We start from the raw sequence: 16,244 nt of genomic DNA on the forward strand, positions 1-16,244 counted from the left end.
GTACACATCATGCTGCCCGTCGTCGCGCTGGTTGGTCGTCCGAATGTCGGTAAATCGACCCTTTTCAATGTACTGACGCGCAGCCGTGACGCCTTGGTGGCCGACATGCCGGGCGTTACCCGCGATCGTCATTACGGCGTCTGCCGCACAGGCGAGCGGCCCTTCGTGGTAGTCGATACCGGTGGTTTGTCCGGTGTCGAGGAGGCCATGGATGTGCTGACCGCGAAACAGGTGCGCCTGGCGATCGAGGAAGCGAACGTATTGGTGTTCGTGGTCGATGCGCGCGAGGGCCTGTTGCCACAGGATTACGTGATTCTGGGCGAGCTGCGTCGTAGCGGCAAAACCATCATCGCGGCGGTCAACAAGACCGACGGACTGGAAGAGGAAGCCGTGCTGGCAGAGTTTGCTGCCTTCGGCGTCGGCAAAATTCTGCCGCTGTCCGCTGCGCACAATCGCGGCACTGGCGATCTGATCGAGCTGATCCTGCCATTGCTGCCGGTCGATGAGGAAAGCACAATCGAGGCGGAAGGCGAGGGCGGCAGCATTCGCGTCGCCATCGTCGGCCGTCCGAACGCCGGCAAGTCGACCCTGATCAATCGCCTGCTGGGCGAGGATCGGCTGATCGTCTCCGATGTCGCTGGCACCACCCGCGATCCAATCCGCGTTCCGCTGGAACGCGACGGCAAGCGCTACACGCTGATCGACACCGCCGGCATCAGGCGCAAGGCGCGCGTTGAGGAGGCCGTCGAGAAATTCAGCGTCATCAAGACACTGCAGTCGATCGCCGCTGCCCAGGTCGTGGTGGTGATGATCGACGCGCGAGAAAATCTGGCCGACCAGGATCTCACCCTGATCGGCTACGCGATGGACGAGGGTAGGGCGCTGGTGATCGCCATCAACAAGTGGGATGGCCTGGACCAGTATCAGCGTGACGAGTGCATGCGTGCGCTGGACCGCCGATTGGTGTTCGTCGACTGGGCCAAGCAGGTGCACATCTCGGCGCTGCACGGATCGGGCCTGCGCGAACTGATGCGCGCGGTCGTGCGTGCACATGCGTCGGCAACCAAGGTGCTGGTGTCGTCCGATCTCACCAAGACACTTGAGAAAGCCTACGAGGGCTACCAGCCGCCGCTGGTGCATGGCCACTCGCCGAAGCTGCGTTTTGCGCATCCGGGCGGCAACAATCCGCCGACCATCGTGATCCATGGCACTCGCACCAAGCACATTGCACCGGCGTATCAGCGCTATCTGGAAAACTTTTTCCGCAAGCGCTACAAGCTGGAGGGCACGCCGATCCGGATTGCTTTCCGCGAGGGTGAGAACCCGTTCGCGGGGCGCAAGAAAGTGCTGACCAAGGAGCAGGAACAAAAGGCCCGGCGCAGGGTCAGCGATCTGATCAAGCGCACACGCTGATTCTCCGCCACACGCGTGCCTGGCTACAGCGAATGAGCGGGCTCATGGCGCGCACCGCGCAGATCCGCCGGAGTCAGACCGTACACTGCAGCGTCATGGGCCAGCCCGTTCGCCCACAGGCGTTGCCGCGCAATCGCTTCGAAGCGCGCACCTGTTTTTTCGGCGGTGCGTCGGCTTGCATGATTGTCAGGCATGGTGATGATCTCGATGCGGATCAGTCCCAGCTGCTCGAAGCCGAAACGCGCGACCAAGCTGGCGGCGCGTGCAGCAATGCCTTCGCCATGACGCGACTGGCGTATCCAATAGCCAAGGTTGGCGCTGCGATGCTGACGATTGCGCTGGTTGAGTCCGACCCCGCCCAGCAGCTCGCCGGTTCGCCGGTCGAAAATCGGGAAGGCAAAGTGTTCGCCACGTGACCAGCCGTCCTGGCAGTGGCTTATCCATGCGTTTGCGTCGCCCAGCTGGTAATCGGCATGGCACCAAGGCAGCCAGCGCCCCACGTGGGCTACTGACGAACGCACGGCATCGAACAAGTCTTCAGCATCCTGCGTCTGCCATGGACGCAGCCGCAGAGGTCCCTCGACAAGTTCCGGCGCTGGCAAGGCTGGTTCGGTGGACATCAGCCGTCCTTTCGTTTGTATGCATGTCTGTCAGTCGCGATAATGAGCAACTTCCAGCCAGGCATCAACATGAGCGCACGCATTCTCGACGGCAAACGCATCGCGCAGGAACTGCTGGGGCGCGTGGGCTTGCGCGTCGCCGAGCGGGTGGCGCAAGGCTTGGCTGCGCCGGGGCTGGCGGTGGTGCTGGTTGGCAGCGATGCCGCGTCGTCAGTGTATGTGCGCAACAAGCGCAAGGCCTGCCATCAGGTCGGTTTTCGTTCGTTCGACTACGATCTGCCACCCGACACCACTCAGGACGAGTTGTTCGCGCTGATCGATCAGCTGAATGCCGATCCGGACGTGCATGGCATCCTGGTGCAATCACCGTTACCTGAACATATCGACGAGGATGCACTGGTCGACCGCATCGACCCCGACAAGGACGTGGATGGTTTCCAGGCGGTGAACGTGGGTCGCCTCGCATTGCGCCGGTTCGGCCTGCGCCCATGCACACCGAAAGGTGTGATGACCCTGCTCGGCCACACCGATCGTCCGGTGCGCGGCCAGCATGCGGTAGTGGTGGGCGTGTCCAATCATGTGGGCCGACCATTGGCGCTGGAACTGATGATTGCCGGGTGCACCACCACCTCCTGCCATCGCTTCACGCGTGATCTGGCAGGCTTCGTGCGCCAAGCCGACATCGTGATCGTGGCGGTCGGCAAGCCCGGCCTGGTCAAGGGTGAGTGGATCAAGCCCGGTGCCGTGGTGATCGACGTCGGCATCAACCGGCTCGACGATGGCCGGTTGGTCGGAGACGTGGAATTCGATGCTGCGGCGGCGCGCGCCAGCTGGATCACTCCGGTACCCGGCGGAGTCGGTCCGATGACCGTAGCCACGCTGATGGAAAACACGCTGGAAGCCGCCGAGGCCCATGCAGCATCCCGAAAGGCCCGCTGACAGACGTTGCATTCGGCTGCACGGCTGGCGAGCCTCACGGCCAGGCGCGTATAATTCCCTCTTTGCAGCGGGACTTTTCGCATGCGCATCCTCGCCGAGGCCCTGACCTACGACGACGTCTACCTTGTTCCAGGCCATTCCATCGTGCTGCCGCGTGATGTGAATACGTCAACGCGGTTCACCCGCGACCTGCGCCTGAACATTCCGATCGTATCTGCCGCCATGGATACCGTCACCGAAGCACGACTCGCCATCACGATGGCGCAGAACGGCGGCATCGGCATCATCCACAAGAACATGACGGCCGAACAGCAGGCCGCCGAAGTGCGCCTGGTGAAGAAGTTCGAGGCTGGCGTGATCCGCAGTCCGATCACCGTTGGCCCGGATACCTCGATCCGCGAAGTGCTTCGGCTGACCCATGCGCACAACATCTCCGGCGTGCCGGTGGTGGATGGTGCCAAGCTGGTCGGCATCGTCACCAGTCGCGACCTGCGCTTCGAGCGCAAGCACGACGATCCGGTGCGCAACATCATGACGCGGCAGGACAAGCTCGTGACGGTACGCGAGGGGGCCAGCCAGGACGACGTGCTGCTGCTGTTGCACAAGCATCGTATCGAGAAGGTGCTGGTGGTCAACGATGATTTCCAGTTGCGCGGACTGATCACCGTCAAGGACATCCAGAAGGCGCGCGACAATCCGCACGCGGCGAAGGATCGTCACGAGGCCCTGCTGGTTGGTGCCGCCGTCGGTGTGGGCGGCGATACCGAGCAGCGCATCGCCGCGCTGGTCGATGCCGGCGTCGACGTACTGGTGGTGGATACGGCTCACGGCCATTCGCAAGGTGTGATCGAACGCGCCGGCTGGGTCAAGAAACACTATCCACAGGTACAGGTGATCGCCGGCAATATCGTTACCGGCGAAGCGGCGCGCGCACTGCTCGACGTGGGCGTGGACGCGGTCAAGGTCGGCGTGGGTCCCGGTTCGATCTGCACCACCCGCGTGGTGGCCGGCGTCGGCGTGCCGCAGATCACCGCGATCGATCTGGTGGCCACTGCACTGAAGGACGAGATTCCGCTGATCGCCGATGGCGGCATTCGCTATTCCGGCGATATCCCCAAGGCGCTGGCCGCCGGCGCATCCACGGTGATGCTCGGCTCGATGTTCGCCGGCACCGAGGAATCGCCCGGTGAAGTGGAGCTGTTCCAGGGCCGCTCGTACAAGAGCTACCGCGGCATGGGCTCGATCGGCGCGATGCAGCTGGGCTCGAAAGATCGCTATTTCCAGGAAGAAGCCGACGCCGACAAGCTGGTGCCTGAAGGTATCGAAGGCCGCGTCCCGTACCGCGGTCCGCTGCGCAATATCATCCATCAACTGATTGGCGGTCTGCGCGCGTCGATGGGTTACCTGGGCGCGGCCACCATCGAGGACGTGCGTCACAACGCACAATTCGTCAAGGTGACCTCGGCTGGTGTCACCGAAGCACATCCGCACGACATCCAGATCACCAAGGAAGCGCCAAACTACCGGCTCAACTCGTGATTGAAGCGCCGGCCCGAGGGCCGGCGCCTTGCTTTGCAGGCAGCGACGGGGCCGACCCGGCGCTGCGCGACTTTCAAGATCAAAGGCGTCGACGTGGCCCCGCTGCCACATGACGGAACCGGACGATGACCAACATCCACAGCGACAAGATCCTGATCCTCGATTTCGGCGCGCAGTACACGCAATTGATCGCGCGACGCATCCGCGAGCTCGGCGTGTATTGCGAAATCTGGGCATGGGATCACGAGCCGGCCGAGATCGCCGCGTTCGGTGCGAAGGGCATCATCCTGTCGGGTGGTCCGGAATCGACCACGCTCGAAGGTGCGCCGAAAGCACCACGGCAGGTGTTCGACTCCGGCGTGCCGATCCTAGGCATCTGCTACGGCATGCAGACGATGGCCGCCCAACTGGGTGGTGCCACCGAGGCCGCCGATGCGCGCGAGTTCGGTCACGCCGAGGTCGATATCGTGGCACCGAGTCGGTTGTTTGACAGCCTCAGTGATCATGCCGGCGCACACAAGCTTGACGTCTGGATGAGCCACGGCGACCACGTCGCCAAGGCACCGCCAGGTTTCGCGATCACCGGTACCACCGACCGCATTCCGGTCGCGGTGATGGAGAACGAGGCCAAACACTGGTACGGCGTGCAGTTCCACCCGGAAGTGACGCACACGAAGCAGGGCGGGGTGCTGCTGAAGCGTTTCATCGCCGAGATCTGCGGCTGCGCCACGTTGTGGACCGCCGCCAACATCATCGACGACCAGATAGCCCGTGTGCGTGAAAAGATCGGAGACGACCATGTCCTGCTCGGTCTGTCCGGTGGCGTCGATTCCTCGGTAGTCGCCGCGCTGCTGCACAAGGCGATCGGTGATCGGCTGACCTGCGTGTTCGTCGACACCGGCCTGCTGCGCTGGCAGGAAGGTGACCAGGTGATGGCCACCATGGCCGAACACATGGGCGTCAAGGTGATCCGCGTCAACGCCGCCGATCGCTATTTCGACGCGCTGGCTGGCGTGGCCGATCCAGAAGCCAAGCGCAAGATCATCGGCGGACTGTTCGTGGAGATTTTCGACGAGGAGTCGGAAAAGCTGATCGCCGCCGGTGGCAAGGTCAAGTGGCTGGCACAGGGCACTATCTATCCCGACGTGATCGAGTCGGCCGGCAGCAAGACCGGCAAGGCTCACGTCATCAAGAGCCACCACAATGTCGGTGGCCTGCCGGCGCACATGAAGCTCAAGCTGGTCGAACCGCTGCGCGAGTTGTTCAAGGATGAGGTACGCCGCATCGGTGTGGAACTGGGTCTGCCGCGCGCGATGGTCTATCGCCACCCGTTCCCGGGCCCAGGCTTGGGCGTGCGCATACTCGGTGAAGTGAAGCGCGAGTATGCCGAGCTGCTTGCGCAGGCTGACGCCATCTTCATCGACGAGTTGCGCAAGGCGGATCTGTATGACAGGACCAGCCAGGCGTTCGCAGTGTTTCTACCGGTGAAGTCCGTCGGCGTGGTTGGCGATGCACGCGCCTACGAATGGGTGATCGCGCTGCGCGCGGTGGAGACGATCGACTTCATGACGGCGCACTGGGCACATCTGCCGTACGAATTCCTCGGCAAGGTTTCCAACCGGATCATCAACGAGCTGCGTGGCGTCTCGCGGGTCGTCTACGACATCAGCGGCAAGCCACCTGCCACGATCGAGTGGGAATAGGGCGTCCGCCGTAGCGATGTACCGAAATGACTGACGAGGTTTCCAACCCAGCCGGGGCATTCTCGGCCGAGGATGTGCAATACATGCAGCGTGCATTGCAGCTCGCCGTGCATGCGCGTGATGCCGAGGATGAAGTGCCGGTGGGCGCAGTGCTGGTGCAGGGCGGCAAGATCGTGGGTCTGGGCTGGAACCGCAACATCATCTTGCACGACCCCACCGCCCACGCCGAAATCATGGCGCTGCGCGCGGCCGGCGAAAAGCTTTCGAACCATCGGCTGTCAGGTGCCACGCTTTACGTGACCCTGGAACCGTGCTCGATGTGCGCGATGGCGATGATTCATGCACGTATCGGTCGGTTGGTCTATGCCGCTGCCGACCCCAAGACGGGAGCTGCGGGCAGCGTATTCGACACGCTCGTTGATGCGCGCCACAACCACCGCATCGAAGTTGCCGGCGGCCTGCTCGCCGAGGCATCCGCCCGCCTGCTGCGTGACTTTTTCCGCGCGCGTCGCTGAGTGCCAGCGAGGTCAATGCCCCGTTGTGGCTACATTCGTGTCCAAGCCCACCAGCTGCAGCTGCAATCCCCACGGTGATATGAAATTCACCACCGTCATGCCCGTAAACGGGCCTGATTTCAGCTTCTGCGGCGAGCCGACAACACGAACGCCCGCACGCCGTAGCCACTGATCTGCGTTGGCAACGTTTCCTGAAATGAATTGAACGGGCTCGTTGCCGGATTGGGTCGCACGTCGCAGCGGGGAAGGCGAGGCAGCTGCATGATTGTCGAACAGCTCCACGATCGAGCCGGATTCGCAGGCCAGAAGTCGTGATTCGCTCGTGTCTTTCAACGTGTTCGATGCAGTGGATATCGGACCGACCAGTTGGCAATCCAGGACATCCTGGAAAAAGCTCACAGCTTGCGGCAGGTTCGGTACGCCGATTCTCACGTAGTCGTTATCGTTGAGTGTGGCCGCGCGGCTGTTCAAAGGCATCGTGACAGCGACAACACTCAGCAGCGCGATTGTCAGCAGCGACAGCAATGATCTGTACATGACTCAGCACCAGGACTTTTGTTGCCGCAAACATGGGTCTGCTCAACTCCCGATGAAAGTCTTCGCCGTGCGCCAATGAGTTTCCCTGCATGAACAATCAATCGGGAACCTCAGGCTTGCAGCCAGCATCAACTCGTTGTTCGTCCACAGGAACAGATAGATCACATTCAGGCCGTTTATCCGAGCTGCCGAAACCCCGATGTTCTGTACACGCCAGCAGGCCGGCCGGCGTTACTGATACCGCGTGATTGATCCGGTCATCGTCCAATTACCCCAGGGTCCGCAAGATGAAAAGTCACCTCACTTCCTTGTTGCAACGCAAGCGCGTCGAGATCGAAAGCATCCATGACACCCGCCGAATCTCGAAATCCCAGGGTGTAGCCGACATCGCGAGTCTTGAAACAAGAGATGGCTATGACTGGTTGCACCAGATCAAACGTGCCCAGGCGACTCGGATCGCTGCGCGATAGGGGGTAGAACCCACGTGGCATTAAATAAGCTTGAGGTCGCCAATAAGGGTGGGCAATAGCTCCGACACGGTGGGATGAATCGGTACGGCCCATTTCATCGCGTCAAAAGGCTGATCGGCACTCATCAAATCGAGCAGGCCATGAATAGCTTCGTCACCGCCCACGCCTAAAATCGCGGCGCCAAGGATGCGCCTCGTATCAGCGTCAGCGACCACTTTCATGAAGCCTTGAGTTTCGCCGCGCTCAACAGCACGGCCGACACGTGTCATGGGGCGTTTGGACATCAGCAGTCGCTTGCCGCTGGCACGCGCCTGCGCATCAGTTGCGCCAACCCGTCCTAATGGCGGGTCGGTAAACAGCGCGTAGCCGGGAATGCGCGATGAAACACGCCGCTGCTCACCATCGAGCAGATTCGCGGCAATGATTTCAAAATCGTTGTAGGCCGTATGCGTGAAGGCCCCTCTGCCGTTGCAGTCGCCCATGGCCCAGATGCCTGGTACGTTCGTGGCGAGCATATCGTCAACGACGATGTAACCATGTTGGTCAGTTTTGACACCAGCATGCTCTAGTCCAAGATCGTCTGTATTCGGGTAGCGGCCCACCGCCAGTAGCACATGACTGGCGACGACTTCACTATCGCCGGAGGTGCAATCGACTTTTACTATCGAGCCTTCGGCACGCGATGCAAATGCAATACATTCAGCGTCTGTGCGTACGGCAACGCCCTCGGCCTCAAGAATGCTTCGGAGCGTTTCCGAGACGTCTTCATCTTCACGGGCAATCAACCGCGACTGACGTTCCACTACCGTGACATTGCTGCCAAAGCGGCGAAACATTTGCGCGTACTCAAGGCCGATGTAGCTTCCGCCGATCACAGCGAGATGTCGCGGAAGCTCGGAAAGCTGGAGTATCGACGTATTCGTTAGATAGTTGATATCGTCGATACCAGGCATGTCATCTGGTATTCGCGCACGGCCGCCAACGTTGACGAAAATGCGTGACGCGGTGATGGCTTCGCCGTTGACCAACAGTGTATCGGAACGTTCGAAGCGGGCATGTCCACGCAACACGGTGAGGTGTTCCATGCCGTTGAGCCAAGCTTCCACGTTGCCGCGGGATGTCTCTGTCACCTTGTGCGCCCGGCCCATGACGCGCGGAAGGTCGATGCTAACGCCATCATTTAACACGACACCATAATCCGCAGCGCGCCGTGCCTGATGCGCAACGCGCGCACTGGCCACCAGGGTCTTGGTGGGCATGCACCCGGTATTGACGCAGGTGCCGCCGAAGAAATGACGCTCCACCAGCGCCACAGTCAGCCCAGCAGCCGTCAGGCGACCCGCCAGGGGTGGCCCGGCTTGCCCGGCGCCAATGACGATTGCATCAAAAGCGCGAGTCATGGCTGAACCCAGGACAGGTTGGACCTATGGCTCATACACCACCTCTCGTCGCGAGTTTTGCAACTGATCCGCGCCGTTGATCACGCCCCTCGACCGACCCACTGAGCGCGCCAAGCGGGAGCTGTGAACGGATCGGCGAAGTATTGGGTCTCGCGCGCCACCTTTCCATCCCGAAACTCCATGATGCTCACGGTGTAGGCGGGCTTGTCCTCATAGGTAATCACATACTCGGTAACCCAGAGATTGCCCGCGCCTACGATACGCCGCACAACGAACCCCGACGGCTTGCCTGGGTGATGGCTACGCAACAAATGAAGGTTATGTCGGCCGTGAATGATTTCGCCTGACTGTGGGTACTCGCAAACGGCATCATCGTGATAGATCTCATGCTCGGCAATTTGATCACCTGCAGCAGATGCAGCCCAATGCCGACCAAGAGCCATCTGGATGTCCGGCACATCTATCATAGGCCTCCATCAAACTTGTGTGCTTACGCCACTAACACATGGTCGCACCTGACATCTGATTGATGCGGCGTGCCATGCGCCCATCGACGTTGTGGCAGAAGTACAGACAGGGTTAACTGAGTGACGACAGTGCCAACCGCCATGAGGCCAACAATGCAAGTTGACATAATATACAGTTTGACAGTATCAGCTGACGCGCCGGCCCGGGATGGGCCATGGTGGAACAGACTGTTGTAGAGCAAGGCTTTGCGGGGCATTTGAACCCGCAGTGTGAGCCTGCCACGTCCGTGGCTTTCGTGCATGACGCGGGACTTTCATTGGCGAGGTGTGGCTGATGGATTGGCTGCGCCACTACCACGGCGAGGTGTGCGATCCGCGCTGGCTGGGCATTGCCCGGGAAGCTGGTAACGGTGTTACCCCAGGACATGTGTATGTCGTCTGGAGCTACCTGAAAGAATCCGCGTCCAGGGCATCGCCGCGCGGCATCATCACCAGGTTCGACGCCAGCGCCCTCGCTGATTTTACCGGCTGGCCACTGGAGCAGATCACAGGCACAGTTGATGCCATATGCGCCCGCGGGTTGATCGTTGATGGCGTGATCGTTGACTGGCTGGAAAAGCAGCCGGTGAAGCTGGATGCGACCAACGCAGACCGCCAGAAGCGCCATCGCGCAAAGGCCAAGAAGCTTCAGGACGAGAGCCGCCAACCTCAATCGATGACTAACAGTAACGGCGTTACTGACGTTACTGGTAACGACGTAACGACAGTAACGACCACAGAGGAGAAAGAGCACAGCAAGTGCTCGTTCTCCGATAGCTCTGAGCAAGATACAAACTCCTCGCTAAAGTTAGATACCCCGCGCAGCGTGCGCGAGCAGGCGCGTGCGTTCATCAATGTCGGTGAAATCTGGGCGTGGATCGCCGCTGCAGGAATCCCAGCCAACATCGGTACTCGCACCTTCAACCGCCAACGCATAGCGGGCTGGTTGCAGCAAGGCTTGACGGACCAGCACCTGGCCGAAGCGATGAAGCGCGCCCAGAAGCGGCGGGCGGATGACAACAGCACTGCACCAGTGAATCTCGGTTTCCTCGCCTGTCTCGCCGACGAGGTGTTGAGCGGTGCACCCATGAAAACCACGACAGGAGGTGGCCATGAGCGCGGAGATCAGCTCAGCCGTGAATTCGCCGACGTTCGCTGAGCAGCAGGAGTTGAAGATGGCGGTGGCGGAACTGTTCAGCGTGTTCCAGCGCAAGTACGGGCCTCGTTGGCGTGATCGCTTCGAGGATCCGGCAGCCCGCCCGACGTGGTTTGCCTCACTGCGCGCTGCTGGTGTGACGGCGGCAATGGTGAAACGGGGACTGGCGAAGCTGTCAGTGCCGGGCGCTCGCGCACCGGGGAATGCAGGCTGGCCGCCGAGTGACGAGGAGTTCATCGAGTTGTGCGTGCTGAGCGCGCCGACTGTCGATACTGCCCTGCGCGAAGCACAGGCCTGGAGCCGCGCGGCATCGCACGAGTTCAGTCACGCGGCGATCGGTGCGGCCGCGAGGTCGGTTGGGCAGTGGAGTCTTCGCTCGCTGGATGAGCGGGAGTTGCGGCGGGTGTTTGGTGCTGCATATGCCACAGCGCTGCAGCGCCTGGCGCGTGGCGAGTCGCTGGATATGCCCATTCCACGTGCGTTGCCAGCGGAGATCGGAACGCCGATTCCGCTGGGCGCCGAGCCCGCGCACATCACGGAACAGCGTGTGAAGTTGGCTCGCCAGCTCGGGCTCGCACCATGACTGCTCGCCTTACCGTTGTTCATTGCACCATCCAACCAGCCGCGATGCAGGGCTGTGGATGGCTACGTGGTGCGGTCTATCCCGCTGCGCGCTCTCTTACCGTCTCATACCTTCGTGAGACTGAACTGAAGCCGAAAGCCGAAAGCTGGCAGCCCAACGGTGGCGCGGTCTGCGGGCAGGCGGTCGGGGTCGGGACAGGACGGATGCGAGTGATTCGCACCCACCCCCTACCCAAAACCCCATGCTGCGGCGCAGCACGCCTTACCTGGTTGCCCCTCGAAAAATGGGAAGGGTTTTCAGCTTTTGCGGGGGTGGCTCGTGGTTGACGTGCCGACCGCACCGGCTGGGCTCGCGTTGCCGGCGCAGGAGCTGCAGATTCGGGCGCAGCTGCTCGGGCAGGGTGGCCCGCTGGCGGCTTCGATGCGGGCGGTCGAGGCGCGGGAGTGGCGCAGTGCCGGATGGCTGACCACGTGCTGGCTGTGGGTGCAGTGCCTGGTGGTGGTGCGCGGGTTTCGCAACGCCACGACGGTGGCCGACTACGTGGAGGCGGTGGCGCGGTTCATCGGCTGGGCGGAGGAGGCTGGCCTGGACTTTCGCCAGCTGACGATCAGCGAGCTCGACGGCTGGCAGCGGTGGCTGTACACCCGGCGGCGGCTGTCGGCATCGTCGCGCCGGCAGGCGCTGATGGCGGTGCGCAGCCTGTACAGCTACCTCGACTCACGTGGCGAAGGCACTGACGTGACGAAGGGCTACAAGGGTCCAAAACGCGTCACCACGCAGGCGAAAAAGTACAGCACCGTCCAGCTCAAGGCGCTGTTTGCCGTGGTGCACGAGGGCGACAGCGAGCTGATCGTGCAGCGCGACCGCGCCATGCTGCTGCTGTTGCTGGCCGCCGGCCTGCGGCGCGAGGAAATTTCGACGCTGCGCGTCGACCAGCTGGACCTGGTGAGCGACCGCAAGGGTCAGGTGCATGTGTTCGGCAAGGGTGCGAAAGAGCGCACCGTGCCGATCGTCGGCCCGGTGGTGCGCGAGCTGGTGAAGTGGCTGGAGGCGCGCAGCCGCATCGAGGAACTGCACACCGATGCCGTGTTCGTGAACCTGTCGCGATCCGGCGACAAGGGCGCCGGGCTCGGCGTGAAGGGTGTCGAGAACACCGTGAAGCGCACCGCCCGCCGCGCTGGCCTCGGCAGCTGGGGCGTGCACCGGTTCCGCGTGACGTTCGCCACGATGCTCTACGACGACGGCACCGACATCGAGCGCATCCGCGTGCTGATGGGCCACGAATCCATCGAGACCACCCGCCGCTATCTCGCCGTCAGCAGCCGCATGAACCGCCACAGCCTGAAAGCCCACCGTCAGCACGCCGCCCTGGGCACCGTGCCGGACGATCTGCCCTTGTGGGCGCAAGACATCGAGAGGAAACGCGATGGATCCGGCATTCTCCCGCCGCGGTGAGCACCCCACGTCGTTCGAGCGCGAGTTGCTGGCGAATCACGCCACGCTCGCGCCACGAACCGACGACGACCTGTGGCTGATGCTCGGCAAACGCATCGGCGCCGAGAACCTGCTGGTGGTGCTGGATGAGCTTGGCAGCCTGAAATTGTGGGTGCCGACGCGCGAACAGCTGGTGCGGCGCGTATGGCTGGCCATCCGCGATCGCGAGATCCAGCGGCTGCGCGATGAACAGCACCTCACCACCAACGAAATCTGCCTGCGGTTGGGCGTAAAGCCGCGAACCGTCCGCCGGGTTGTCCATCGCCGGCCTGTAAGCGCCGCCCCGATCCATGCGAAACAGCGCGCATGACCGACAAACCCAAGCGCCCCTACACGATGAGCCCGGCCGCGATCGAGCAGCGCCGGGCAAATCTGCCGGCGGCGGCGGCAGCAGCCACCGGGCCGGTCACGATCGAGGGCAAGGCAGCCAGCAGCCGCAATGGGTGGGAACACGGCCGCTACAGCGCAGTGAATCGCGCGCAGTTCGGACTGGGCGCCACCAGCATGGCCAAGATGTTCGGCAAGCCGTGCGTCACCACATGCCCGTTCCATCCCGACAATCCGAACCGCACCGAGTCACCCTGCAGCCTGGTGCTGGATGGCCTCACGCATGCCGGCGGCAGCTGTCTGGACAAAACCGTTTACGTGCATGCGCTCGATGCGCTGATGCGCGTATTTGCCGACGGCGACATGGACGGCATGCACGGTCTGCTCGCCACCGAGATGGCCAGCAACCTGCAACTGCTGCGGCAGATTCGCGAGGAAGTTGCGAACAAGGGTCTGATGATTGAGGTTCCGATGGTCACCAAGGAAGGCAAGGTGATCATCGACGAGAGGAGCGGCAAGCCCTACATCGCCGCGATGCAGGTCAACCCGATCATGGGCCACCTGATCAAGTTCAACGAATCGCTCGGCATCAACTTCGCCGAGCTGATGGCAACACCGCGCGCCCGCGAAAAACTCAAGGACGACGATGATGCCGCGCAAGGCCTGCAGCAGCTGATGGGTGCTATTTTCAATCGCGCCAAGCGCAAGCAGCTGCCCGCACCACAGGCTGACGACTGATGGCCAAGCTGCGCCGCCCCGACAGCAACCACGACGTGCTGCGCCAGATGGCGGAGCGCGAAGTGTTTGCGCCGGAGGAGTTCGATGCGTGGCTGTGCCAGCAGGGCTGGGCGTGGCAGGCACTGGACCGTGGCGATTATGGCATCACGCTGGAGCAGGCCATGTTCCTGTTCGTGTTCGAAGATCCGGTGCGCTGGGCCGAGACGTTTCTCGTGGAACCACGCACAGGCGAGCCGTGGCAGTTTTTCGATTACCAGCGCGAGAGCGTGCGCGCCTGGCGGCAGGACGTGGTGCACCAGGACGGCGCCGAGGTCGGCAAGACCCGCGAAATCACCGTGCTGATCCTGTGGGGCATGTGCACGTCGATGGGGTTTACGGTACGCCGGCCGTGGATGCTGGTGGGCGCCCCGCAGCAAACACACCTGGACGAGATCATCCTGGCGATCGAAACGCAGGTGGGCGCGCAGGAGGGCGGCGACAAGGCCACCGGCTCACTGCTCAGCCAGTTCTGGATGCGGCCGAAACGTACGCCGCACATGATGCAGCGGTTTCTCACCATCCCGCTGGGCGAGAACGAAAAGCCCGGCATCGGCCGCGTGTATTACCGCCCCGCCGGGTTCGACGGCGAAGCATTCCGCGGTGTGCACGTCAACGCCATGGCGCTGGTGGACGAGGCGGCCAAGCTCAAGCGCGCGGTGCAGTGGTCGGAGTTCTGGCGATCGTGCGAGCCGGGCTGCATCAAAAAGACCTACAGCGTGCCGGACGGCGATCGCAGCACCCAGTATTTCGCCATGTGCAACGACGCCGTGGTGAACCTGCCGGAAGGCAAGCCGGGACGCCGGTTGTTCCTGTGGCCCAAGACCATCATGCCGGCACCGTTCTGGACCCCTGAGCGCGATGCGCAGTTCATCCGCGACTTCGGCGGCCGGCACACGCCGGGCTACAAGCGCAACGTGCTGGGCGAGTGGGGCGAGGCCGAGAACCCGGTGTGGAGCTGGGATCTGCTGCTGCCCAACGTGCACGACCTGCCCGATTATCGCGTGCTTGCGCTCAACATCGACCGGGCGCGCGGCGAGCTGCACGTGGCCGTGAAACGCGTTGTTCTCCACGTGGAACAAGGCCGCAAGAGTGGCAGCTACGACTGGCTGTGCGACATCACGCTGCCGCTGGCCCCGTTTTCCAGTCGCGACGACAGCGAGCGGCGCGAAGCGATGCGCGCACTGCTGCGCGAACACCTCACCGGCGCCACCGCTGGGGTGTACTGGGCCGGCGCCGATCTGGGCGAAACCAACGATCCCACCGAGATCATCCTGAGCGAGCAGCGCGGGCCCGTGCTGCAGGATGTGCTGCGCATCAACGCGCGCGGCGTGGATTACTACATCCAGCGCGAGCTGATCTATTGCCTGCAGGAGCTGTTCGGCGGCCTGCCGCACTGGGGCGTCGATCTGGGCAGCGCCGGCACCGTCGTGGTGAAGGATCTGCAGACCATGGAGGCCTATGCCGACATGCGCTTCGACGAAGTCATGACCGGCCTGCAGTTTTCCAACGCCGTCGATTGCGTGGGCGAGGACGGCGAGCCACTGGTGGACAAGTCGAAAGACGATGGCAGCGGCGAAGCCATCGTGCGGGCGCCGGCCAAGCACTGGGCCACCCAATGCATCACCCAGCGCGCCCAGGCCATCGGCTACGCGCTGGCGTATGACGTGGAAGTGCTCAACCACATGACCAACCACACCGCCCGGCAGGGCACCAAATGGCCGATCTACGCCAAGAAAGACGACCACGACATCGACGCTCGCCGCATGCAGATGCTGCGCAAGCTGTACGACGACGTGGGCGGCGAGGTCGATGTTTTCAGTTGCGGGTCGGAGGCGAGGGCGGCATGAGCAAGCGAAAGATATTGAGCGCGATGAAGCGCAAGGGCATTCAGGTGGAGAGAATTTCCTATGAGTGGGAGCCAACGCCCGGCGAATCAGTGCCTGCATGGAACATCCAGCTATCGGCAGAAGTAGCCGATTCGTTCGGCGAACTGGAATTCAATCAGTTCGATAGCCTCAGGGATGTCCTGGAGTGGGTCGATGGGCTTGCGCCATACACCGAGCCGCTGGCCACGTGATCCGCATCCCTCTCCGCTGCCGCTGGCTCGGCCACTGCTTCCACGTCGACGCGTCGTACTACTACGGCATTGATCAGTGCGAGCACTGCGGCCGTGAGTTCGGCTGCGGGCGATTTCCGATCGCGCGGACCAAGGTGCGCGCGGTGCTCGCCGCACGGTGGGTTGTGCGCTTGGCGGTCGGCGTCCGA

16 protein-coding genes are annotated in these 16,244 nt (G+C 62.6%); 12 read left to right on the top strand and 4 right to left on the bottom strand.

Going from position 1 to position 16,244, the window contains the following annotated elements:
* Positions 1-9: 9 nt before the first annotated feature.
* Positions 10-1,413 carry a ribosome biogenesis GTPase Der gene (gene der / locus EAH75_RS04155; protein ID WP_140656116.1) on the top strand — a complete coding sequence of 468 codons (1,404 nt, stop codon included), beginning with the start codon at positions 10-12 and terminating at the stop codon, positions 1,411-1,413.
* Between the two features lie 23 nt (positions 1,414-1,436).
* Here der and EAH75_RS04160 read toward each other — a convergent pair whose 3' ends face one another.
* Complete coding sequence (locus tag EAH75_RS04160; RefSeq protein ID WP_140656119.1) at positions 1,437-2,033, bottom strand: GNAT family N-acetyltransferase; 597 nt, start codon at positions 2,031-2,033, stop codon at positions 1,437-1,439.
* Positions 2,034-2,102: 69 nt separating this feature from the next.
* Here EAH75_RS04160 and folD point away from each other — a divergent pair, with 69 nt between their 5' ends.
* The 4 genes from folD to tadA all read left to right on the top strand — a co-directional run bounded on the left by folD (position 2,103) and on the right by tadA (position 6,729).
* The gene (gene folD, locus EAH75_RS04165; RefSeq protein WP_140656122.1) at positions 2,103-2,972 is read left to right on the top strand and encodes a bifunctional methylenetetrahydrofolate dehydrogenase/methenyltetrahydrofolate cyclohydrolase FolD; all 870 of its coding nucleotides are present in this window, start codon (positions 2,103-2,105) and stop codon (positions 2,970-2,972) included.
* A gap of 81 nt (positions 2,973-3,053) precedes the next feature.
* Positions 3,054-4,511 carry an IMP dehydrogenase gene (gene guaB, locus EAH75_RS04170; RefSeq protein WP_140656125.1) on the top strand — a complete coding sequence of 486 codons (1,458 nt, stop codon included), beginning with the start codon at positions 3,054-3,056 and terminating at the stop codon, positions 4,509-4,511.
* Positions 4,512-4,636: 125 nt separating this feature from the next.
* Positions 4,637-6,214, top strand: a complete 1,578-nt coding sequence (gene guaA, locus EAH75_RS04175) for a glutamine-hydrolyzing GMP synthase (RefSeq protein ID WP_140656129.1) — start codon at positions 4,637-4,639, stop codon at positions 6,212-6,214.
* A gap of 26 nt (positions 6,215-6,240) precedes the next feature.
* Complete coding sequence (gene tadA / locus EAH75_RS04180; protein WP_140656132.1) at positions 6,241-6,729, top strand: tRNA adenosine(34) deaminase TadA; 489 nt, start codon at positions 6,241-6,243, stop codon at positions 6,727-6,729.
* Between the two features lie 12 nt (positions 6,730-6,741).
* On the opposite strand, the gene EAH75_RS04185 is transcribed toward tadA, so the two are convergent.
* The 3 genes from EAH75_RS04185 to EAH75_RS04195 all read right to left on the bottom strand — a co-directional run bounded on the left by EAH75_RS04185 (position 6,742) and on the right by EAH75_RS04195 (position 9,603).
* Positions 6,742-7,266, bottom strand: a complete 525-nt coding sequence (locus EAH75_RS04185; protein ID WP_241668883.1) for a VOC family protein — start codon at positions 7,264-7,266, stop codon at positions 6,742-6,744.
* A 490-nt stretch (positions 7,267-7,756) separates the two neighbouring features.
* Entirely contained in the window at positions 7,757-9,136 is a 1,380-nt protein-coding gene (locus tag EAH75_RS04190; protein WP_140656135.1) for an FAD-containing oxidoreductase, read from the bottom strand.
* An 80-nt stretch (positions 9,137-9,216) separates the two neighbouring features.
* Positions 9,217-9,603 carry a nuclear transport factor 2 family protein gene (locus EAH75_RS04195; RefSeq protein ID WP_140656138.1) on the bottom strand — a complete coding sequence of 129 codons (387 nt, stop codon included), beginning with the start codon at positions 9,601-9,603 and terminating at the stop codon, positions 9,217-9,219.
* Between the two features lie 334 nt (positions 9,604-9,937).
* Between EAH75_RS04195 and EAH75_RS04200 the strand changes: the two genes are divergently transcribed.
* The 7 genes from EAH75_RS04200 to EAH75_RS04230 all read left to right on the top strand — a co-directional run bounded on the left by EAH75_RS04200 (position 9,938) and on the right by EAH75_RS04230 (position 16,056).
* Complete coding sequence (locus tag EAH75_RS04200; protein WP_140804363.1) at positions 9,938-10,801, top strand: hypothetical protein; 864 nt, start codon at positions 9,938-9,940, stop codon at positions 10,799-10,801.
* Positions 10,755-11,381: a replication protein P gene (locus tag EAH75_RS04205; RefSeq protein WP_140804365.1), complete on the top strand. Its 627-nt coding sequence runs from the start codon at positions 10,755-10,757 to the stop codon at positions 11,379-11,381. Before EAH75_RS04200 ends, EAH75_RS04205 begins: the two co-directional genes overlap by 47 nt.
* 318 nt (positions 11,382-11,699) lie before the next feature.
* Entirely contained in the window at positions 11,700-12,836 is a 1,137-nt protein-coding gene (locus EAH75_RS04210; protein WP_140804367.1) for a tyrosine-type recombinase/integrase, read from the top strand.
* Entirely contained in the window at positions 12,808-13,185 is a 378-nt protein-coding gene (locus EAH75_RS04215) for a hypothetical protein (protein ID WP_140804370.1), read from the top strand. The genes EAH75_RS04210 and EAH75_RS04215 overlap by 29 nt, the downstream gene beginning before the upstream one ends.
* On the top strand, positions 13,182-13,940 hold the full coding sequence (locus EAH75_RS04220; protein ID WP_140804372.1) for a hypothetical protein: 759 nt from the start codon (positions 13,182-13,184) through the stop codon (positions 13,938-13,940). Before EAH75_RS04215 ends, EAH75_RS04220 begins: the two co-directional genes overlap by 4 nt.
* The gene (locus tag EAH75_RS04225) at positions 13,940-15,826 is read left to right on the top strand and encodes a hypothetical protein (RefSeq protein ID WP_140804374.1); all 1,887 of its coding nucleotides are present in this window, start codon (positions 13,940-13,942) and stop codon (positions 15,824-15,826) included. The genes EAH75_RS04220 and EAH75_RS04225 overlap by 1 nt, the downstream gene beginning before the upstream one ends.
* The gene (locus EAH75_RS04230) at positions 15,823-16,056 is read left to right on the top strand and encodes a hypothetical protein (protein ID WP_140804376.1); all 234 of its coding nucleotides are present in this window, start codon (positions 15,823-15,825) and stop codon (positions 16,054-16,056) included. Before EAH75_RS04225 ends, EAH75_RS04230 begins: the two co-directional genes overlap by 4 nt.
* Positions 16,057-16,244: the final 188 nt, after the last annotated feature.

The organism is Rhodanobacter glycinis, from assembly GCF_006438785.1.
GTDB lineage: Bacteria > Pseudomonadota > Gammaproteobacteria > Xanthomonadales > Rhodanobacteraceae > Rhodanobacter > Rhodanobacter glycinis_A.